The following is a 21443-nucleotide window of genomic DNA, read 5'->3' on the forward strand; positions in this document are numbered from 1 at the left end:
TCTTTGAGCGCAGCCTCGTGGCTGACGGCCTTCATGGATTCGAGGTGCTTATTTGCCGTATCGAACGCGGCCTGGGCCTGCACCAATGCAGCCATCGCCGTATCGAGATCGCGGCCTGGGATCGCACCTTCCGCAAAAAGCTGCTTGCGGCTGTTTACAATGCTCTGATTGAGATCGAGGTTCGCTTTGGCCTGCGCGAAATCAAGCTCGGCCTTCTGATAATCTTCCGGGACTTGCGCGCGGGTTGATGTTTCGTAAGCCGCCTTTGCTGCTGTGTAGCTGCCTTCATTGTCGAGGGCGGCTGCGGCAAGGTCGCGGTTTTCGAGTGTTGCCAGCAATTCGCCAGCCTTTACATGCGCGCCGCGCTGCACATAGAACTTCGTGACCGGCGCAGTGATTTTCGGCGCGATGGCGGCCTGTGCCAGTGGAGACAGCACAGCATCAGCGGTGATGTGGGCGGCGATCGGCCCCTGCGTGGGATGCGCAGCCTGGACTTCGACCTGCACTTCGGGCGCGTTCTCTTTCTTTGAGCAGCCCATCGTGAGAACAAGCAATGCGATGGCGGCTCCGGTTCGATACTTTCTTTCCGTCATAGGTCTCACAATGTTCCCGTCAATGTCTGAAGATTGGCAAGCGCGGTTGCATAGCGCACGGCCCCGTCTTCGCGCGCGTTTTCTGCAAGAGTGAGGGAGTTCTGTGCATCCACCACTTCGAGCACGGTGGCCTCGCCGCCGGTGTATCGCAGCTTGGTGAGGCGCAGACTCTCGGCGGCTATCTGGGTGCTCTGGTCAAGCGATGCCAGTTGATCGTGCGCCGTTGTTGCCTCGCTATATGCTTCTTCAAGGTTGGCGATGAGCCTTCTCTGCGCAGCGGTAAGGGCCACGCGGATGGCGTCGCGGCGAATCTCGCTCTGCTTGACTTTGTGCTGGGTTGAGAGCCAGTCCCAGACAGGGATATCGAGCGTAACGCTCGCGGAGTAGCCCAGGTTCTTTACTCCGTCCGGCCCGTTCACCGCGAATTGCGGGGCGTCGATGCCGTAGGTGACATTCAGCCCCAGGTCGGGCAGATATGCGGCGCGCGCGGCGAGCACTTCGGCGTCGCTCTGCTTGAGGGCAGCGAGGGCGCTTCTCAGGTCAGGGTTGTTGCTGTTTGCGGCTGCTTCGACTGCGGTGCGCGTGGGAACTTCCGGAATGGTCTGGCTTGTCTGCAAAGTGTATGGAGTACGCGGATCGGGAAAGAGGAGCACAGCGAGTTCGAGCTTTGCTCTTTCAGCGGCGATAGTTGCGTCGCCCAGATCGCGATGGCGCTGCTGCTGCTCAAGCTGGGCTTTGATGACATCGGCATGCGCGGCTTCGCGGGCGGTTTCCCGCTTTTGCGTCAGATCGACGAATGCGTCGGCCTCCGCAGCGGCTCGTTTGGCAACGGCGAGTTTCCGGTCCGCCGCCAGTGCGCCATAGTAAAGATTGACGATGGTCTCGACCAGCCCCCTGCGCGCCACTTCAAGCTGGGCTTCAGCGAAGGCCGCAGCCGCGTCAGCGTGCTTTATTTCAGCGGCTCCGGCGAGGCCGAGGGTTTCATTCACCAGTGCCTGGCTGGCGTATTCGCGCACGGCATTGTTTGCGATGAAGCGTGGGGAGGGCTGCGATCCGACGCCCTGACCTGCCTGGTTTTGCTCGCCATTCGGCTGCGTATACAGGTACTGATTGTGATAGACGGCGTTCGGCAGCAAGGCGGCGCGCGCGATGGAGCGGTCGATACCGGCTGCCCTGCTTTCAGCCACGCTTGCGGCGAATGCGGGTTCATTGGCCTGCGCGCGGTGAATGGCTTCGTCCAAAGTGATATTGACGATACCTGCCGGCTGCTGTGTCTGCGCATGCATTTTAGAGAGTGCGGCCACCATTGCCAATAGGCAGAGGCTGGCGCGTATCTTTGTGGTTCGAGAGGACATTACACCTCCAGCGTAGGAAGTAAACCTTAATTGGGGATGAATGGGGTTTTTTCCTGCATAGCCTCTTCAGCCCATGTTTAATGCCTGAAAGTTTGATGATGCAGCACTTCAAAATCGCTTGCCAATAACTGCTGAAATGAATAGCTTGGACTGCCAGAGGAGGTGGGATTGCCTGGGACCCTCGGAACTCTGCTGGAAACCTTTCCTCAAGAACGGCGCGTCGCCCTTATTCCCCGCCAATGTGAGGCGCTGAAAAAAGCTGGTCTTGAGGTCATTATTGAACAATCGGCGGGCGCTGCCTCTGGTTTTCCTGATGAGATGTATGTCGCGCGCGGGGCGCGCATCGGCAGCCGCGAAGATGTATTCCGTGAAGCCGACATCATAGCGCAGGTGCGCTGTCTGGGCGCGAACCCCGAAGCTGGGCGCTCTGACCTCGATTTGCTGCGTCCGGGACAGATATTGATTGGCTTCTGCGAACCTCTTACATCCTTACAGGAGTGTTCGCAACTGGCGGCGGCTGGCGCCTCGTTGCTTGCGCTGGAGTTAATCCCCCGTATTACGCGTGCGCAGAGCATGGACGCGCTTTCATCGATGGCGACCATTTCAGGGTATCGCGCCGTTCTGATGGGCGCGAGCCAACTGCCTAAAATGTTTCCGCTGCTGATGACGGCGGCTGGCACGCTGACCCCGGCCAGAGTCTTTGTGCTGGGCGCGGGCGTTGCCGGCTTGCAGGTGATTGCGACGGCGCGGCGTCTGGGGGCGGTGGTCTGCGCTTATGATGTGCGTCCGGCGGTGAAGGAGCAGGTGGAGAGCGTTGGCGCAAAGTTCGTCATGCTCGACGTAGATGCAAAGTCTTCAGAAGACAAGGGCGGCTATGCCAAGGCGATGGATGAGGAGTTCTACTGCCGCCAGCGCGAACTGCTGACCGAAGTGCTGCGCGAACAGGATGTGGTAATTACCACGGCTGCGGTGCCGGGACGCAAGTCGCCGATTCTAATTACTGCGGAAATGGTTTCTGCCATGCCCGCCGGTTCGGTGATTGTTGACATTGCCGCGGAGCGCGGCGGCAACTGCGAGCTTACCCGAGCCGGCGAGACTGTCGTGCATCAAGGCGTGACCATTCTAGGCCCGGTCAATATTCCTTCCCTGGTTCCGCATCATGCCAGCCAGATGCTTTCGGCGAATATAACTGCTGTCGCAAAACTGCTGTTGCGGGATGGAAATATCACAGTGAATCTTGAGGATGAGATCATCCGTGAGTCGCTGGTCACACACCAGGGCAAAGTGGTGCATCCGCGTGTTGCCGAGTTGGCGGCTGTGGCGGGTTAAGCGGTCCAGAACTTAGGAGAAAAGAATGCCGGCGGATTTTATTTCGAATCTTTATGTGTTCATACTGGCGGGGTTTGTCGGGTTTGAGCTCATCAAGCGAGTATCGCCCCTTTTGCATACGCCGCTGATGTCGCTGACCAACGCCCTCGACGCCATCGTGGTGGTAGCGGCGATCATCATCACGGGAAGGCATGAAACGGCGCTGAGCACTACGCTGGGTGCGATTGCGGTAGCTGCTTCCTTCAGCAACATGGTGGGCGGATTTTTCATCACCGACCGCATGATCCGCATGTTCAAAACCGGCAGGGCCAAGAAATCATGAACCCAGCGGCCCTTCAGCAGTATCTCGACTTCGCTTACATCGTAGCGGTTGTGCTATTCATACTGGCGCTCAAGTGGTTGAGCTCACCGGTGAGCGCGCGGAGAGGCGTGCTGGCCGGAGAGATCGCGGCTGCCCTGGCGGTCATAGCGACGCTCAACAACCCGGAACTGGTCGCTTACAAGTGGATTGTCATCGCGCTCATTATCGGCGCAGGAATCGGCATTCCACTTGGCATGGTGAAGATTACGGCGGTCCCGCAACGGACAGCTTTAAGTCACGCGTTTGGCGCTCTGTCGGCGGCAATGATCGGCATTGCGGAATATTATGTGGGGCTTGGGCATATAAGCCGGTTTGAGATGGGCGAGATCGGGATGGAAGTAATCATCGGCTCGCTGACATTCACCGGCAGCCTGATCGCTGCAGGCAAGTTGCAGGAACTTTTGCCACAGCGTCCGATTGTTTATAAGGGACAAAATATTGTCAGCCTTTCGGTGCTTGGCGCGGCCGTTGTATTGGCGGTCGCGCTGGTGGTCCATCCCCAACATGCGGTGTTGTTCCCGGTCATGGTGATTGTGGCGCTGGTGTTTGGCGTGATGCTGGTGACGCCGATTGGCGGCGCGGACATGCCGACCGTGATCTCGCTATTGAACTCTTATGCGGGATTTTCGGCGGCGCTGCTGGGATTTGTGCTGAACAGCAAAGTGTTGATCGTGGCCGGCGCGCTTGACGGCTCTTCCGGATTCATTCTGTCCGTCATCATGTGCCGCGCCATGAACCGGTCCTTTACGAATGTGCTCTTCGGCGCGTTCGGCACAGTGCAGGTCAGCGTGAAAGAGAGTGTGGCGCGCCCTGTGCGGTCTGCGTCCGCTGAGGAGGCGGCGGAGATTCTCGACGCCGCGCGCAAGGTGGTCATCGTTCCCGGATACGGCATGGCCGTTGCCCAGGCGCAGCACAAGCTGCGTGAACTACATGACATCCTGACAAAACGCGGCATTGAGGTTAGTTTCGCCATTCATCCAGTCGCGGGGCGTATGCCCGGACATATGAATGTCCTGCTGGCGGAAGCTGATGTCCCGTATGACAAGCTGATCGAGATGGATGAAATCAATCCGGAATTTCCGCGGACAGATGTTGCGCTGGTCATCGGTGCAAACGATGTCGTCAATCCGGCGGCCCGTGAGAAGGACAGCCCGATATCGGGCATGCCGATCCTGAACGTCTATGAGGCGCAGACGATCATGGTCATCAAGCGCAGCATGAACCCGGGTTTCGCCGGTATTGATAACGATCTTTATTATCTGGACAAGACTTTGATGCTCTTTGGTGATGCGAAGAGTTTTGTCTCGGGGATTGTTAAGGAGTTGAATGCGGTTACGGCTGGAGGGTGAAGGCACCTGGCGTGAGTCTGTGAACCGCAGGTCCCTCCACTACGTCATTGCTATGCAATGACTTCGGTCGGGATGACCCTTCTTCGAATCAGGCCAAGTATGAGTTTGCTATAACATCTACGTTTTGCATAGCTCGATGTCATCCTGAGCGGTGCGCAGCGGAGTCGAAGGACCTGCGTTTTCTTTTACGAAGCTTTTGCCCCAGCCTTCGCTCAAATCGATCCATGTCGGGTTTTCGCGCTCGATCAAAGAGAGCTTCTTCGCCCGTCTCCACCCTTTCAGTTGCTTTTCGCGAGCAATGGCGCTGCCTGCGGAAACATATCGTTCGAAGCACACCAAACGATTGCAGTGGTAATGGGCAGCGAAGCTCGGAGTCTTGCCCTCCCTATGCTCGAATACACGCCGCTCCAAGTCATTTGTCACCCCGATGTAAAGCGCATGGGGTGCGGCTGGCCATTATGTAGGTGTAGTAGAAGATTTCGTGCATTGGTCAGAGGATATTTCCCATAGCCCGTTATTAGCTTTCAGGTTGACCTTTACCAAATGAAGTTGCTGACGAAAGTAACCGCAGGTCCTTCGACTTCCACTTCACTGCGTTCAGGGTTCGCTCAGGATGATGACATCGTTAGATGATGATGATCAACAGTTGATGCCGGCTTTGGTCAATGTGTCTTTCAGGCCTTTCATGCTGATGCGGGTGGAGGCTTCAGGCGTGCCGGCGCCACGCCAGTGCGTTTCAAGGCTTACAGCGTAGTGGTAGCCGTCGCGCTTTAGAGCCTGGAACTGACCTACCCAGTCGACAACACCTGCGCCTACCGGAGCCCATTCGTACTTTCCGCCGGGCTGACGCTTTACGTCTTTGCAGTGGCAGTGGCCGATGCGCTCTTTCGGGAGCAGGTTGTAACCGTTGGGATATGGCGTGATGTCGGGGAAGGTGGCGGCATTGCCGGGGTCCCAATTCAGCATGAAGTTTTTATTGGGGACCGCCTTGAGTACTTCTACGGCCTCTTCGCCGGTTGCTGTGTTACAGGCCATTTCGTTTTCGAGCAGCAGAATGAGATTGTGCTTGGCGCATTTTTCCGCGGCCTCGCGCAGTTTGTCGTTGATGGCAGCGCGATACGGCTTCTGGTCGTCCAGGCGCCAGAAGTCGAAGCAGCGGATGCGATCGGTTTGAAAGGCTTTTGCCAACTCGATGCAATGGTCAAGCAGCTTGTCCTGTTGCTTGAAGTCGAAGTCGGCGTGAAACTGGTCGTGGCTTGGACTGTGTTTGGAGAGTGGCGCGCCGGGCCAATCGACTTTGAAGAGCGGGCTGGCGATATCGGTGACGTGGAGCTTGTATTTCGCGAGGATTTGCTGCGCGTCGGCGATCTGTTTCGCATCCAGATCGGTGATGTTCTTGTTCCACATGCCGCGCAGTTCGATCCAGCTCAGGCCGAAGTCCTGAGAGGCGATCTGGCAGGCACGGTCGAAGTCCTGCGTGATCTCGTCGTTGATAACGGACAAACGAAATGGGCAACTGTTACCCGCTGCGAATGACGGAAGACTTGCTGTCATGCCTGCGGCTGCCATTCCCAGCAGAAATTCACGTCGCGATGCGGACATCCAACATACCTCCAGGAATTGTGAAAATCCATCATAGTTGAAGATCATACGGCCTTGTTCTGGTCCCTCCGGTGGAGGGACTTTTTTTCATCGCAGAGGACACAGAGGTGTCTATGAACTGCTCTTGGTCGGAAGCCTCTTTTTATTCTCGATCTGGTGCGCGGGTTGAAGACTTTACTTCAGCCTCTAAACCCGCGCTTATACCGCAGGCACTTCAGAATCGAAGGGTTCCTGATAACTGCAGTGCGCGCCCGCCGCCGATGGCATTGACTGCACCTGCACCGCTGCCAAGAGTACTGGTTACCTGCCCGAAAGTGGTGCTTGTGATTGAATTGCTGGGATTAGAGAACTGCGGTGTGTTGCTCAATTGGAAAGCATCGCAGCGGGTTTCAAGGCTGACCGTTTCCCGGATACGGAATGACTTAAAGGCGGAGAAGTTGTCCTGGATATAACCGGGACCATAGAACTGGTTGCGTCCCGTATTGCCCATGGTTACGCCATATTGGATTGGGCATGGCGTACCGGTGCAACCGATGGGCTGGGAGAAGCTTGTTGGATCAAACCAATTGTGCCCAGAGCCTATTCCGTGGAGGACATGGAAAGGTTTCGACAGGTTGGCTGTCTGCTGTTGTCCGGAGGTGTTGATGGAATTGCCATTCGCAGTGATCGTGAAAGGCGAACCTGACACCACGGAGATGAGACCGGAGAGCTTCCATCCACCCAGAACACTCGACACAACGCCGTGCTGGAGCCAGGGTTTGCCGGGACCAAACGGCAATTCATACGTAAAGGTCTGCTCGTAATTCAATCTGCGGTCGAAGTCGTTCGGAGCATAGTTGTGGCGCTGGTCGAGCCAGAAGGTGAGACCGCCATCATCGTCGTTCTGATAGCCAAGTCCCTTACCCCAGGTGAAGGCTGAAGTCAGTGCGAGACCGTTGGTAAAGCGCCGGGTCAACTGCGCTTGCAAGGACTGATAGTTGGAGGAAAATCCGAGGAAGAATTGATTTGTGGCCGCTGTCCGTTTGAACGCGATATTTTCGGGTAATCCTGCAGCTCCCAAACCTAGTGCCGGCGCAAGATTAATATTCTGCTGCGCTGCAATGTCTACTCCATGGTTTGCCACATAGCTCATCTGTAACGACAACTGAGCAGGCAGAGCTTGTTGAATGGCCAAGTTCCAGGATTCGACATAGGGGTTTTTAAAGTTCTTGGGGATGACGGTATAGACCTGATTGAGGAGCACGGGGGTGCTGGCGCTGATGATTCCGTTCGATGGGATGTCGATGGGAACGGGCGCCGGAAAGCCAGCCTGAAAGGTTGCTGTCTGGCCATTGCCGAGCACTGCCGGAGTAAATGAACTGGCGACACCGGTAGGCTGATAGCTGTTGTTAGCGCGCACCGGATAGTTATACGCATAAGTGTTGTCGGGGAAGGGCGTGTAGCTGATGCCGAATCCGCCACGCAGCACGGTCATGTCACTGACACGATAGGCAAAGCCGGTACGTGGAGCGAAATAGGTATACCGGGTTTCCATTCCGAGGTTCGATGGGTTCCCACCGACTCCGGCAATGACAAGGTTGTTCGTCGTCGGATCGTAGTTGGAGAATCCGCCTGAATTTTTCGGCACCGCTGGTGGATAGAACTCCCAGCGCAAGCCTAGGTCGACTGTCAGTTTGGGTGAAACCTGCCACTTGTCTCCACCAAAGGCGAAGAACCACCACTGGCGATAAGCCGGAAAATAAGTGTTCAGATCACGGCCCACCTGGCTGGGCAGATCGAGCAAGAAGCTCGCCATTTCATTGGCGATGTTGGTCTGCGCCCCTGTCTGAGAGGTTTGGCCTTCGCTGAATGTGATTGCTCCACGGGGACTGAACGTCTGGTCCTGGAGAAGATCGTCGCGAATGCGACGCAGATCGGCACCAAATTTGAACGTGTGATTGCCGACGATCTTCGTCCAATGATTCACAAAGTCGATGTTGGCTTCTCCGCGTATCCACGGCACTGAGGCGGAATACCCGATCAATGGATTGCTGCTGAAATCGCCCAGGAAGATTCCGACCTGGCCGCTGGTGAACTGGCTGATGTTGACGCCGGGGATGCCAATCTCTTCGGCATCGTTCGAGCCGTAGTCGCTGGGTTGAGCATCGCTGCGGTAGTGGGCAACGCCTAAGCGCGCTTCGGTCAGGAGTGTGGACGAAAAGGCGCGGTCATAATTTCCACCGATACTGTATGCATTCTGCTTACCTGTTCCCTGGAACCCGCCCTGCGCGGGGCCACCGCCCTTTGATCCGAAGACTGGCGCCTGGAACGTAGTAGTGCTCTGGTAGCTGTAGCGGCCACTCAGATGGTCTTTCTGTGTAATTTGCCAATCAATCTTGGCATCGTAGGTGTTCGCGGATTTCTGGAAGGGCAGGGCAGCGAAATAGTTATTCGAAGGTGAAGAGACGCTGGTCAGATTCTGGTTCGGCGCGGGTAGCAACCCCATCAAGGCGGTTGATACAGGATTTACGCGATTCGCGGGAATCTGGTTGTTGGGGAAAGGCGTGCGTGTAACAACTGTTTTGCCGTTCACCGTGGTGATGACCGTGGTGTCGGGATCGTAAATCTGCCCCGTACCGTTGCTCTTGAGCAATGGGCTGAGGTCGATATTTCCAGCTGCGTTCGGCGTGTAGTACTGCTGAAAAGGAATCGTCAGAGTGTTGGAATTCGCTTCGTGATCGGAAGTATGGAAATAATCTCCGTAGAAGAACAGCCTGTTCCTGATGATGGGCCCACTGAAATTGCCGCCGAAGTAGTTGTATGCGACGTGGCCGACACTCTTGTTGAAGTAGGAGCGCGCATCGAAGGCGCTATTCTGCAAATACTCCTCGACCGAGCCGTGGAAACCATTCGATCCGGATTTCAAAGTCACGTTGGTCACCGCTCCGGTTGCGCGTCCCAGTTCAGCTTCAAAGTTGTTGGTCGAGACATCGACCGTTTGGATTGCATCGGCTGGAGGGATCATGATCTGCAACAAGCCGGTGCGCTCGTCGTCGTCGATGCCTTCAATCTGGTAGCTGTTGCCCTGGCGTGGGAGGCCGTTCACCTGGGTTTGCAGCGAGCTTTGCGCGTTGAAGAACTGCGAGTGCTGGAAGGTTGCGGGCGACGTGCCGGGCACCAGATTGAGCAGGCCTTGGAAGTTGCGGTTCACTGTCAGGGGCATGTCTTCAATGTGCTGGGCTTCGAGCTTCGTACTCACATCGGCGCGGTCGGTCTGGAGAATCGGAGTTACGTCAGTGACCGTGATTGTTTCGGTTGCGCTTCCAGGCTCAAGATCCAAGTCAACGCGCGTTGACGTGTTCACGATGACGTCAACAGTGGGGCGGCTCTCTTTCTTGAAACCAGAAGCTTCTGCGGTGACGGAGTAGGCTCCCGGCGTCAGATCGGGAAAGGTGTAGTTGCCGCTTTCATTCGTGATCGTCTGATGGGTCGATCCGGTTGCCAGTTCCACGATGGTGACTTTTGAGTTCGGGAGGCTGGCGCCGGTTTTATCGCTCACGTTGCCAAGCAGCGTTGCGGAAACGGCCTGCGCGCGGCCTGTCAGCCATGTTCCACCAGCCAGACAGGCGAAGAGTATTGCCAGACTGAGAATTCTGATTGATTTTAGGGATGTTTTCGCGTGACGGTCGATAGCGACACGTATCCGTCGTTGGTGGTGACGCTTCCAGAGCATCCTGTCCTCCTCACAAATGTTGAACCATCGTTTTCCCGGAATCCGATGAGCATCTCCCCAACTTTGTCCGGACAGAACGGAAAAATCATTTTTTTTAAGGCAGGGCGAACAGTATTATCTTGATGCAATACTTGTCAAGCTGTAAGGCAGATTCTTGAGAACTGTTCTCCCGGATTTACGTCTATAGTTCTTAACTTTGCAATTAGTGTCCGTAAACCTGTCAGGTAGCTAGAGGGTAACCTGACTTCATTTTGCCGCAGATGGGAGAGCAAGAGTGGCTTTTGGCAACGGAGAGTTGAAAATGGACGGCACGATGCTGGATCCAATCATTAACAAGCGCCTTTATCAGCAGGTGGCGGAACGCATCCGGCGGCAGATTGAAAACGGGAAGCTCACAGCTGGAGATCGCCTGCCGGCGGAAAAAGACCTGGCGCACCAGCTTGGAGTAAGCCGGCCGACGGTCCGGGAGGCGCTGGTTGCTCTGGAAATTGCCGGGTTTGTGGAAATTCGCACCGGATCCGGGACGTACATCTGCCATCGCGGCAAACTTCTGCCGCCAATGCTCGATGCGGGGCCGGGGCCGTTTGAGCTTCTGCATGCGCGACTGTTGATTGAAGGCGAGGTTGCGTCAGAAGCAGCCATGCGGGTTACGCCGGACGGCCTGGCCGCAGTCGAGGCGACTGTCCAGGAAATGGAAGCGATGGTACTGGCGGGAGAGCACAGCCGCGCCGCCGACCAGAAATTTCATGTGCTGATTGCGAACATGTCGGGAAACAGCGTGCTTGCCGAGCTGGTTTCCAACTTGTGGCAAGGCATGTTCTCGCCCATGTTTTACAAGATGAGTGAGCTTACCGGGCTGATTGCCAATCAGGAACTGGCGCTGGCTGAGCATAAGGCGATCTTTGCCGCGCTGGCCACGCACGATCCCGTAGGCGCGCGCGCCGCGATGCGCCGCCATCTTAAAAGTGTCGAGACGGTTCTGACGAAGAATAGTGTCGCTGTTATCTCCGGCAAAGCGCCCCAGATATAGCAATTCGTGCAACAGTATGCGAATGTCCCCGACAGCGGGACAGAATTGCAGAGGATTGCAGACACAAGCTATTCGCATTTGATACATCATTCTTGTGGCTGCACCATTTCTGCTGCTAAAGCACTCTAATTCGGTTCTCCTGCGCTTCAGGAACAAGGATCGTTTACACTGCGCGTTTTTGTGCCTGTTTCTGCTTCTTTGCGGCGTGACGCTTCGCGCAAAGGCGGACGATCTGCCGTGGTCGCAGCGCATGGCTGATTCGACCGTCAAGCGCTGGCCGAAGGGCAACTTTCTCTCAGGCGAAAAGCCATGGGCGTGGAACTATGAGCTTGGCGTCCTTCTGCAGGGCATGAATGACACGTGGTATCACACAGGAAACGGCACCTATTACAGCTATATCAAGGCCTCCCTCGACCCTTTTATCAACGAAGATGGCTCTATTCCGACTTACAAAGCAGAAGACAACCGGTTGGATGATCTGGCGCTGGGGCGCGAGGTACTTCTGCTTTATGGAGTGACTCAGGACGCGAAGTACTACAAGGCGGCGACTCTGCTTCGGCAGCAACTGGCGATGCACCTGCGCACTTCAGACGGGGGCTTCTGGCACAAGCAGCGCTATCCGCAGCAGATGTGGCTCGATGGCCTCTATATGGCCGAGCCTTTTTATGCGCAATATGCTGTTACATTCCATGAGCCGCAGGATTTTGCAGACATTACGAAGCAGTTTGTGCTGATGGAGCAGCATTCGCGCGATCCGAAGACGGGACTTCTATATCACGGCTGGGACGAGTCAAAGAAGCAGATCTGGGCGAACAAGACGACGGGGATGTCACCGAACTTCTGGGCGCGGGGTATGGGCTGGTACATGATGGCCCTCGTAGATACACTGCCTTATTACAGCGCAGATGATCCAGGACGGGAGAAGCTTCTGGGCATCCTGCAGAGGCTTGCTGCAGCGGTTGCAAAGTATCAGGACAAGGACAGCGGACTCTGGTATGAGGTGGTGGACAAGCCGGGCGCGAAGGGCAATTACTTTGAGTCGTCGGCAGCCTGCATGTTTACTTATGCGTTTGCTAAAGGTGTACGGCTTGGCTATCTTCCTGCGACTTACTCTACAAATGCGTCGCGTTCCTATCAAGGGATTCTGAAGCACTTCGTCAAAGTAGATCCGGACGGCGAGGTTACGCTTACGGGCACGGTGCAGGCTGTTGGGCTTGGCACTGATGCAGTCCATGACGGGAGCTATTCCTACTATGTAAGCCAGCCGGTCGTAGACAACGATCCTAAAGGCGTGGGCGCTTTTCTGATGGCGAGCACGGAGATGGAAGCCGCGCAGACTGCTACGCTGGGGCGCGGGAAGACGATCCTGCTCGACGCCTGGTTCAACAGCCAGACGCGCAAGAATGCCGCTGGGCAGATGGTTTCCTATCATTACAAATGGGACGATTACAGCAACAGCGGCTATTCACTCTTCGGCCATTTACTGCGTGAATATGGGTTGAAAACAGACACCCTCTACGAAGCGCCGACTGTGCAGAACCTCAGCAAGACGCAGATTTATCTCATTGTTTCTCCGGACAATCCGAACTGGAACAAGAACCCGCATTACATGGATGAGGATTCGGCGGCGAAGATTGCGGGATGGGTGAAGCAGGGCGGCATGCTCGTCATCATGGAAAATGACCCCAGCCACGCGGACATCGAGCACCTCAACATCCTGGCGGAGAAGTTTGGCACGCACTTTAACAGCGTGCTGCGCAATGCGGTCGAGGGGAACAAATTTGATATGGGGCGCATCGACGTGAATAGCAATATCCCTGTCTTCCACTCCCCTCATGTCCTTTACATGAAAGAAATTTGCACAATCACGCCGAAAGAACCTGCAAAAGCTATATGGATGAATAAGGGCGACGTTCTGCTCGCTGAAGCGCAGTACGGCAAAGGCAAGGTGGTCGGCTTCGTCGATCCCTGGCTTTACAACGAGTACACAGACGGAAGAAAGCTACCTGCGCCGTATAACAATCTCGCTGGCGGCAGCGAATATGTCCGCTGGCTGCTGGAACAACTTCCGGCGAAACATTGATTTCCCTTTGCACGGCCCTGAAGGAACTTAAAACACATTTATGAAAACGCGTTTGCTCGCCGACCCGATCCGATATTCACGCATGACAACATCAGAGCTGCGGGAGTCGTTCCTGATTGCTTCCTTGCACCAGCCCGGCGGAATTCAGATGGAGTATGTCGATCTTGATCGCGCGATTGTCGGGATGGCTGCGCCGCTGGCCCAGCCGTTGACTCTGCAAAGCGATGAAGTACTGAGGGCGGCTTATTTTACCGAGCGACGTGAACTCGGCGTATTAAACATTGGGGGGAAAGGCAGCATCACGGTCGGAGACAGCCCCCATACGTTGAACAATCTTGACTGTCTTTACATTGGGCGCGGCAATCCGAAGATCACATTTGCTTCGGAAGACCCTAGTCGGCCTGCGATTTTTTATCTGTTGAGTTATCTGGCCCACGCGAGCCATCCAACAACTCTCGTCCGAAAAGAAGATGCGAAACCCGCAGAACTTGGATCGATTGAGACGGCAAACAAGCGAACGATCTACAAGTACATATTCCTTGATGGCACGAAAAGCTGCCAACTGGTGATGGGTGTCACGCATTTGCATTCGGGCTGCGTGTGGAACACGATGCCGCCCCATACTCACATGCGGCGCTCGGAGATTTACATGTACTTCAACCTCGCGCCGGAGGCGCGTGTTTTTCACCTGATGGGGCCAGGCGATGCAACGCGGCACATTGTGATGCGGAACCATGATGTGGCGGTGTCGCCGGGATGGTCGATCCACGCCGGCGCTGGAACCTCGGCATACAGTTTCTGCTGGGGCATGGGGGGTGAGAACCAGGACTACGCTGACATGGATGCGGTTCCGATTGAGGGATTGCAATAGTGAAGGAGATGGTCATGCAAAAAATACTTCTTGTGTTTTGTGCCTTATCGTTTTTCAGCATTGCGGCTTATTCGCAAACCAGTGGCAAAAGGGCCGACTATTTTCCGGCGCAGGATGTCCAAAAGCAATTAACCGATCTCGTCTCGAAATCCCAAGCCTCCGGCAGCGGTGGAGCGACGCTGGGCGATTACGGCAGCCACAAAATACAGCTATCTGTTCGCACGACCAGCGGCGGCGCTGAAATTCACGGGCATTATGACGATATCTTTGTTGTCAAGCAGGGTCATGCAACGCTGACGACTGGTGGAAGTATTATCGACGCGAAGACGAGTCCGGATGGAGAGACCAAAGGCTCAGGTATTCAGGACGGGCATGTGCAGGAAATTGCCGCTGGAGATGTCGTGAATATTCCAGCCGGAACTCCGCATCAACTCAAGATTCCTGAAGGCGTGCTGTTCAGTACGATTGTGGTAAAGGTAAGGGAATAATTCTCCTTCAGACTGAATTATTTGGCCAAATTTTTGGACAGTTAAATAAGTCTCATCCTGAAGCATGGAAAACATTTTTGACCGCTGAGGACGCGGAGAACGCAGAAGTCTCGCAGAGGGAAAGGCGACCATCTTTCCCTGAATCACCAAAGATACACTCGCAACCTACACGCCATCGCGCGGTTTGTTTTTCCGTACAAAATCTGTGTCCTGTGTCGGCTCGGAATCGCATTCGATGGCAATCGTTGTTACTGGATAATCAGGCGCTTTCTCGGGCAGGCCGGTGAACTTTGTTTGAAACTCATCCTGCGTGAATTTGACCTCTGTACCTATCTTCAGCAGGCGGGCTGAATTGACCTTGGCTTTAAGTCCACTGATAGCCATATACTCGCCGGGCCAGAAGTGGACGTGCATGTAAAGTGTGTTCCCTGTTCGCGTGAAGCTTGCGTAGTTTGAGCGGCGAACCTGGCAGAGATCAGACTTGTAGATCGAGTCGCCATTAACGTCCATCCAGCGGCCAACTTCGGTCAGGACCTTCACTGATTCTTCTGGAATAGAGCCATCGGGTTTGGGCCCGATGTTCAGAAGATAATTGCCGCCATCGCGCGCGCATTGAATCAGGTTGCGAACAATCGTCTTGGACGACTTCCAGTTGTCGTCAGCGCGCTGGTAGCCCCAACTGTCGTTCAACGTCATGCATGCTTCCCACGCGCGTCCGTTTGCCTCGGCGACGATATGCTGTTCGGGAGTGGAGAAATCGCCTTGCAGTTTGTTGCGGTTGTTCACGATGATCTCGGGCTGCAACTGGAAGACCATCTGGTTCATCTTTTCCGATTCCCAGCCAGCGGCGTCGAGGGGCCATGCCACGTCGTACCAGAGAACGTCGATCTTGCCGTAGTTGGTCAGAATCTCGCGGATCAGTCGGTGGGTGTAGTCCACGAACCTGCGGCGCGCTGTTTCGTCGGTTGCGCAGCGCGCACCATCAGGATGGTGCCAGTCCATCAGTGAGTAGTAGAAGCCCACATGCATCCCTTCGGCACGGGCTGCTTCGACGTATTCGTGAACAATGTCACGTCCTGGTCCTTGCTTTGGCGCACAGTAGCTCGTCAGTTTCGTATCAAAGTTGCAGAAGCCTTCATGATGTTTGGTGGTAAGCACCATGTATTTCATGCCAGCTTGCTTCGCCAGCTTCGCCCAAGCGCGAGGGCAATTGAGAGCAGGCTTGAAAATAGCTGCGTGCTGCGTGTAAGGGCCGATGGGCCAGGCTTCGTTTTCCATAACCCACTCATGTCGTTCGATAGTGCTATAGACGCCGAAGTGTATAAACATGCCGAATTTGGCAGCGTGCCACCATTGCATGCGTTGCGCGCGAGTGGCTTCCTGAGTTTTATCAGTGGCTTCGGTGGAGGTGGTTTCCTGTGCAATAGTGGGATGAACCATTGCGTTGTCGATGCCTAACGCGGCCAGCGATGCCCCTGTGCCTTTCAACATGTCGCGGCGTGAAATCGAATGAGCCATTCTTTAGTCCCTCACGGATGTTGTTAGTTGCCGTAATGATGGAATAGCGGCGAACTGTATCTTGAACGCCGTCTGTCATGAATGCCCAGCGTGCGGGAGATCTCGTTGCAGCAGCGAATCAATTTTTCAGCGATGCCGGGAACGCTTTGCACGGTGATTCGCGAGGCCGGTCCGGAGACGCTGACGGCGGCAATGGGATAGCGGTTCTCATCAAAGATGGGCGCGCCAACGCAACGGACGCCCACTTCGATCTCTTCGTCGTCGATAGCGAATCCGCGCTTCCTTACGCGGTCCAGCGATTTCATCAGGGCCTCACGCGAACACAGTGTCTTTGGAGTGAACCGGGTGAACTTGACTTTGCTGATGACCTCTTCGCGCAGATCCTCTGGTAGAAAAGCCAGCATGGCTTTGCCCATAGAGGTGCAATAGACGGGATTCGATGTGCCGGATTTTGAAGTCATGCAAACCCGGCGGTTCGGTTCGACTTTGTCGAGGTAGACAACCTTCGTCCGCTGCAGAACACTGAGATGTACGGTTTCGCCCACTTCCATCGCAAGGCGGCGGAAGAAAGGCTGCACGCGGTCGCGCAGGTCGATCTGCTCGACGGCTCTGTTGCCCAGTTCGTAGAGTTTTAAGCCGAGCCGGAATCGGCCTTCCGAAGTGCGCTCAATCATCGATGTGCGTTCGAGCACGATGAGCGACCTGTGCGCTGTGCTTTTATGCAGGCCCATGCGCGCGCAGATGTCGGCGAGGCTAAGCGGGACGTCACTCTCACTCAGCATGTCGAGTAGCGCAACGACTCTATCGATGCTTTGCAACTGGTAGGGGTCGGAGTGTTTACCGGATTCCATTTCATGTTGCGGGACAATTACGGTATTCATAACGCTCCTCCATTGGCGATATGTCCGCCATGCGAGAGATTGGGCGGCAGTCCACCCAAATACATGTAGCTCATCGACTTCGCCTGCTCCAGAAGCTTTTCGAGTTGTGGATTGGGGAAACGGGCGAGATAAATCTTTGCCCAACTGATCTGCTCGGCGGCCGGCGGGCCGTTCGGCGTGTCCTGCGGCATGCCCGTAGCCTTTACTAAGAATCTGTTACCATCGAGTCCTTCGATACAAAGGTCGGCCAGCTTCTTGATGGCGTAGTCGTGTTCAGCCCAGGAATGCAATCCATTCTCTTCGCCGAATTCCGCCAGATATACGAGAGGAGCCAGTGCATATAGGTGGTAGTGCAAGGCCCGCTGGCCACGGCGCATTTCCTGCGGCAGCGAGCCATCGGGCTGTATCTGTGATATGCCGGCTTTATAGGTCTCGAGACCCCAATCGAAAAGTTTATGGTCGTCTGCGATGCCGGCGGCTGCTACTTCGACGCCAGCCCAGTAAAGGTGATTGTTCTGCGCGTCGCCTGCGGACTTCGCTTTGTGCGCTTCAAAATAGTCCTGGCTTTGCGAGACTACTTCTTCGATCCATGGAAGAATCTCCTTTTTCTGGGCGGCTGGGACTAATCCACTGTCGCGCACTTTGAGATATGCGATGGCGACCGCGCCTATGACCCATCCCTGAACGTAGTAGGCCTGGTTCGATGACATTTTTCCGGTGAAGACGCCATCTTTCGCGGCTACATCCATGTGCTGCAGAGCGCATTCTACGGCGGCGCGGCTGCCGGTCGTTTGATAGGCGTCCGCGGCATCTACGACTCGGTTTCCGAGGTCTTTGTATGGACCGGAGGTTGCTGCATAAGCTTTCCATTTTTCGGGGTCGATGATGGACGACTTGCTGTCGGAATAGAAGCCGCTTGTGGTCAGGTCTGGGGAGAGGTGAACAATCGCGGGACATGCGTAGGGCGCATCAGTGAGCTTTACGGTATGGCCATCCCAGGGAGAACGCAGTTTGTTTTCGGCATGAAGAGGAAGCACAGATACCAGACAAAGTGCCGAAATCATCGAAGGGATTGCTGCGAGCCTCATGGCCTGCGCTCCTGACTCTGTGCGTGCACATAGTCCTCGCGATAGGGATTGAAGACATCGAGGACTTCGGAGTCTTCGAGGGCGGATGCCTGATGCTCGATGCCGCCGGGGACTATGAAGCTGTCCCCGGTTTTCGCTTCGAAGGTATTCTGGCCGCCTGTGAACCGAAGAAGCCCTTTGATGATGTAGACCAACTGGTCGTGTGGATGGCTATGCCGGGCGCCCTGCCATCCTTTCTGCATCAAGTGACGGACAAGCATCAGGTTTTTGTTATAGGTCAGCACCTGACGTTTCAGCCCAGGTTCGGGGTTAATCGGTGTCACGTCCTCAAGACGCGCCTCTGTAATTTCGCTCATCTCGGTTCCTCAACGCGCCATCCAGCCGCCATCGACGACGAGGATTTCACCATTCACATAATCGCTAGCCGATGAAGAAAGAAAGACCGCGGCTCCGGTTAAATCTTCAGGCTCGCCCCAGCGTTGTGCCGGGATTCGTTCAAGGATTTGTCGATTGCGTGTTTCATCCTTTTGGAGCGCGGATGTATTCTCAGTTCGGAAATATCCTGGCGCGATGGCATTGACCTGCACTCCGCGTCCCGCCCATTCATTCGCCAGGGCTTTTGTAAGCTGTGCGACTCCGCCCTTGGAGGCAGCGTAGGCAGGCACGCGAATGCCTCCTTGAAACGAAAGCAGAGACGCGATGTTGATGATCTTTCCGCGTCTGCATTTGAGCATTTCTGTTCCGGCAAGCTGCGAGAGAAGGAAGACGCTGGTCAGGTTCACCTGCAGCACAGTAGCCCATGCGTCGGACTCATATGCTTCAGCAGAGTTGCGGTAGATCATTCCGGCGTTGTTGACCAGAATGTCAGGGGCGCCCATGGCCTCAGTGACGGCGCGGAAAAGCTTCTCCGGCCCCTCGGCATGGCTTAGATCGGCCGCAAAACTTTGTGAACGCTTTCCTGTTGCTCTAATTTTTTCCGCTGTTGCGTCAGCGGGGCGGCGATTGCCATGACAAGCTACGGCGGCTCCGGCCTCGGCGATGGCTATAGCGATGGCTGCACCCAATCCGGTGGCTGCGCCTGTTACCAGTGCTGTTTTTCCTTCGAGACTGAAGCGGTCCAGGATTCCCATTGAAAATTTATCTGTTCGCTGTGCGGTACGCCGTTCTGTTCAGCGCACCTTCAGTTACGCATTGTTTTTGCCGGGAGAAACAGTTGTCAATTAGCTGAACCTCGACCCGGGCGATTTTTCGGGATATCGTACCGTTCTCCGGTACGAGCTAACTACGGGCCTGGCGAATGATTTCCAGATAGGCCCGCGCAGCATTTGTGACTACTTCCGGCTTACCATCCGCGATGGCCTTCGCATTAACAAGATCTGAGCCAACACCAAGCGCGCGTGCGCCTGCCTTTAAAAAGTCGGAAGCGGTCTGCTGCGTGACCCCGCCAGTGGGAATCAATTGCAGTTCAGGAAACGGGGCGAGCAGTGCTTTGAGATAGCTCGCGCCGCCAACGGCTGAACACGGAAATACTTTGACGTAGTCTGCTCCGGCATTCCACGCAGTGATGACTTCTGTCGGGGTGAGCGCGCCGGGAATGGAGACTTTGCCCAACTCTTTCGTTTTGGCGATGACTTCAGGATGCAGGCTCGGGCTGACAACAAACTCAGCTCCTGCTTCAATCGTTGCTGTCGCCTGAGCAGCAGTCGTGACGGTGCCGGAACCCAGCAGCAATTGTTTGCCGTATTTCTGCTTTAGTGCACGCAGCAGATCGATCGCGCCGGGAACGGTCATGGTGACTTCTACGACGGTCACACCTCCCGCGATCATTGCTTCTACGAGGGCATGCCCTAATTTCTCTGATGGCGCCCGCAAAACAGGCACCAGTCCAACACGCTCCAACTCTGCTTTGATTTCTGCTGACATTTCTCTCCTGTTCTTACCGCGCGATGCGCGCCGATCCGCCCTTCATGACGCGTTCTACTTCCGCGAGTGTGGCCATGCTGGTATCGCCGGGGGTGGTCATGGCGAGTGCTCCGTGAGCCACGCCGCAGCGGACAGCCCAGTCTATCGGTTTACCGGCGAGGATTCCGTAGATCAACCCGGACGCAAATGAGTCGCCGCCGCCCACGCGGTCCAGAATGTCGATCTCGATTTGAGGAACGTGGACAATTTCGTCCTGGTAGAGTGCGATCGCTCCCCAGGCGTTGCGGCTTGCCGTGTGCGCGGTGCGTAAAGTGGTGGCGATCATCTTCAGGTTGGGATAAGCCCTGGCTACATCGCGCAGCATCTTTTCATAGCTGGGAATGGGCAACTCGTCGAAGTCTTCGGTAACGCCTTCGAGCTCGATCCCCAACATCGCGGAGAAATCTTCTTCATTGCCGAGGAGCAGATCGACTTTGCGGACGAGTTCCTGATTTACTCCCTGCGCTTCGGCCTTGCCGCCGATGGCCCTCCATAACGATTCGCGGTAGTTGAGGTCGTAGGAAATGATGGTCCCGAACCTCCGCGCTGTATCCATCGCTTTGATGGCAACCTCGGGTGTTGTCTCCGAGAGCGCGGCGAAGATTCCACCCGTATGAAACCATCGTGATCCGTTCTGCGGACCGAAGATCTCACCCCAGTTGAAGTCTCCGCGTTTGACTTGCGAGATGGCTGTATGGCCGCGGTCTGAGCAGCCGACAGCGGCGCGTACTCCGTAGCCGCGCTCAGTAAAATTCAGCCCATTGCGGACTGTGCGTCCTACACCGTCGTACTTGACCCAGCGAATAAGAGACGTGTCCACACCGCCCTGCAGGATGAAGTCCTCGACGAGACGGCCAACTGGGTTGTCTGCAAACGCAGTCACGACTGCGGTCCGCAGTCCAAAGCAGCGGCGCAGGCCGCGGGCGACATTGTATTCGCCGCCGCCTTCCCATGCGGTGAACTGCCTCGCCGTATGGATGCGTCCCTCGCCTGGGTCGAGGCGCAGCATAATCTCGCCCAGGCTCACGCTGTCCCATCGACAGGTTTCTGCCTTTAAAGCTATTGGCTGCATTGAGTTTCCTTATGAACAGGGTAATACCGCATAGCGGTACGTAGTTCCTCGAATTATTTTGCGAAGAAATAACTGGCGGTATGGGCGGCTGTCAACTAGCATCCCAAAACCGGCCAGTTCTGGTTCGCTTCACGCCGCTTCCGGGCCCC

Annotated in this window: 19 protein-coding genes; 7 read left to right on the forward strand and 12 right to left on the reverse strand. The window is 55.6% G+C overall.

All coding sequences use genetic code 11. The features are described 5' to 3' along the window. On the reverse strand, nucleotides 1-593 hold a 593-nt coding region (locus tag VEV40_RS08275), incomplete at its 3' end, for a biotin/lipoyl-binding protein (RefSeq protein ID WP_324831516.1). Between the two features lie 5 nt (nucleotides 594-598). Further along, nucleotides 599-1948 (reverse strand): TolC family protein, encoded by a 1350-nt coding sequence (locus VEV40_RS08280; RefSeq protein ID WP_324831517.1) that lies wholly within the window; start codon nucleotides 1946-1948, stop codon nucleotides 599-601. A gap of 168 nt (nucleotides 1949-2116) precedes the next feature. Between VEV40_RS08280 and VEV40_RS08285 the strand changes: the two genes are divergently transcribed. The 3 genes from VEV40_RS08285 to VEV40_RS08295 are packed head-to-tail and all read left to right on the forward strand — an operon-like array spanning nucleotide 2117 to nucleotide 4987. Beyond that, nucleotides 2117-3277 (forward strand): Re/Si-specific NAD(P)(+) transhydrogenase subunit alpha, encoded by a 1161-nt coding sequence (locus tag VEV40_RS08285; RefSeq protein ID WP_324831519.1) that lies wholly within the window; start codon nucleotides 2117-2119, stop codon nucleotides 3275-3277. A 25-nt stretch (nucleotides 3278-3302) separates the two neighbouring features. Continuing rightward, nucleotides 3303-3599: an NAD(P) transhydrogenase subunit alpha gene (locus VEV40_RS08290; RefSeq protein WP_324831521.1), complete on the forward strand. Its 297-nt coding sequence runs from the start codon at nucleotides 3303-3305 to the stop codon at nucleotides 3597-3599. Continuing rightward, a complete protein-coding gene (locus tag VEV40_RS08295; RefSeq protein WP_324831523.1) occupies nucleotides 3596-4987 on the forward strand; it encodes an NAD(P)(+) transhydrogenase (Re/Si-specific) subunit beta in 1392 nt (463 codons plus the stop codon). Before VEV40_RS08290 ends, VEV40_RS08295 begins: the two co-directional genes overlap by 4 nt. 117 nt (nucleotides 4988-5104) lie before the next feature. On the opposite strand, the gene VEV40_RS08300 is transcribed toward VEV40_RS08295, so the two are convergent. The 3 genes from VEV40_RS08300 to VEV40_RS08310 all read right to left on the reverse strand — a co-directional run bounded on the left by VEV40_RS08300 (nucleotide 5105) and on the right by VEV40_RS08310 (nucleotide 10301). Further along, nucleotides 5105-5410, reverse strand: coding sequence for a GIY-YIG nuclease family protein (locus VEV40_RS08300; protein ID WP_324831525.1), 306 nt, complete (start codon nucleotides 5408-5410; stop codon nucleotides 5105-5107). Between the two features lie 216 nt (nucleotides 5411-5626). After that, the gene (locus VEV40_RS08305) at nucleotides 5627-6589 is read right to left on the reverse strand and encodes a sugar phosphate isomerase/epimerase family protein (protein WP_324831527.1); all 963 of its coding nucleotides are present in this window, start codon (nucleotides 6587-6589) and stop codon (nucleotides 5627-5629) included. 214 nt (nucleotides 6590-6803) lie between these two features. Next, nucleotides 6804-10301 (reverse strand): TonB-dependent receptor, encoded by a 3498-nt coding sequence (locus tag VEV40_RS08310; RefSeq protein WP_324831529.1) that lies wholly within the window; start codon nucleotides 10299-10301, stop codon nucleotides 6804-6806. Between the two features lie 274 nt (nucleotides 10302-10575). Here VEV40_RS08310 and VEV40_RS08315 point away from each other — a divergent pair, with 274 nt between their 5' ends. The 4 genes from VEV40_RS08315 (at nucleotide 10576) to VEV40_RS08330 (ending at nucleotide 14773) form a co-directional block, all read left to right on the forward strand. Then, a complete protein-coding gene (locus VEV40_RS08315; protein WP_324831531.1) occupies nucleotides 10576-11331 on the forward strand; it encodes a FadR/GntR family transcriptional regulator in 756 nt (251 codons plus the stop codon). Nucleotides 11332-11536: 205 nt separating this feature from the next. After that, nucleotides 11537-13414, forward strand: a complete 1878-nt coding sequence (locus VEV40_RS08320; protein WP_324831533.1) for a glycoside hydrolase family 88 protein — start codon at nucleotides 11537-11539, stop codon at nucleotides 13412-13414. A 40-nt stretch (nucleotides 13415-13454) separates the two neighbouring features. Then, nucleotides 13455-14285, forward strand: coding sequence for a 5-dehydro-4-deoxy-D-glucuronate isomerase (gene kduI, locus VEV40_RS08325; RefSeq protein WP_324831534.1), 831 nt, complete (start codon nucleotides 13455-13457; stop codon nucleotides 14283-14285). 14 nt (nucleotides 14286-14299) lie between these two features. Next, nucleotides 14300-14773 (forward strand): hypothetical protein, encoded by a 474-nt coding sequence (locus VEV40_RS08330; RefSeq protein ID WP_324831536.1) that lies wholly within the window; start codon nucleotides 14300-14302, stop codon nucleotides 14771-14773. Nucleotides 14774-14938: 165 nt separating this feature from the next. Here VEV40_RS08330 and VEV40_RS08335 read toward each other — a convergent pair whose 3' ends face one another. The 7 genes from VEV40_RS08335 to VEV40_RS08365 form a co-directional block, all read right to left on the reverse strand. After that, complete coding sequence (locus VEV40_RS08335) at nucleotides 14939-16291, reverse strand: alpha-L-fucosidase (protein ID WP_324831538.1); 1353 nt, start codon at nucleotides 16289-16291, stop codon at nucleotides 14939-14941. Between the two features lie 23 nt (nucleotides 16292-16314). Further along, nucleotides 16315-17172 (reverse strand): IclR family transcriptional regulator, encoded by an 858-nt coding sequence (locus tag VEV40_RS08340; protein WP_324831540.1) that lies wholly within the window; start codon nucleotides 17170-17172, stop codon nucleotides 16315-16317. Next, on the reverse strand, nucleotides 17169-18260 hold the full coding sequence (locus VEV40_RS08345; RefSeq protein WP_324831542.1) for an alginate lyase family protein: 1092 nt from the start codon (nucleotides 18258-18260) through the stop codon (nucleotides 17169-17171). The genes VEV40_RS08340 and VEV40_RS08345 overlap by 4 nt, the downstream gene beginning before the upstream one ends. After that, nucleotides 18257-18616 (reverse strand): cupin domain-containing protein, encoded by a 360-nt coding sequence (locus VEV40_RS08350; protein WP_324831544.1) that lies wholly within the window; start codon nucleotides 18614-18616, stop codon nucleotides 18257-18259. The genes VEV40_RS08345 and VEV40_RS08350 overlap by 4 nt, the downstream gene beginning before the upstream one ends. Nucleotides 18617-18625: 9 nt before the next feature. Next, nucleotides 18626-19390: a 2-dehydro-3-deoxy-D-gluconate 5-dehydrogenase KduD gene (gene kduD / locus VEV40_RS08355; RefSeq protein ID WP_324831546.1), complete on the reverse strand. Its 765-nt coding sequence runs from the start codon at nucleotides 19388-19390 to the stop codon at nucleotides 18626-18628. A 148-nt stretch (nucleotides 19391-19538) separates the two neighbouring features. Then, nucleotides 19539-20183, reverse strand: a complete 645-nt coding sequence (locus VEV40_RS08360; protein WP_324831547.1) for a bifunctional 4-hydroxy-2-oxoglutarate aldolase/2-dehydro-3-deoxy-phosphogluconate aldolase — start codon at nucleotides 20181-20183, stop codon at nucleotides 19539-19541. Between the two features lie 13 nt (nucleotides 20184-20196). Continuing rightward, nucleotides 20197-21294, reverse strand: coding sequence for a sugar kinase (locus VEV40_RS08365; protein WP_324831548.1), 1098 nt, complete (start codon nucleotides 21292-21294; stop codon nucleotides 20197-20199). Between the last annotated feature and the right edge of the window lie 149 nt (nucleotides 21295-21443).

The organism is Alloacidobacterium sp. (assembly GCF_035631355.1).
GTDB lineage: Bacteria > Acidobacteriota > Terriglobia > Terriglobales > Acidobacteriaceae > Alloacidobacterium.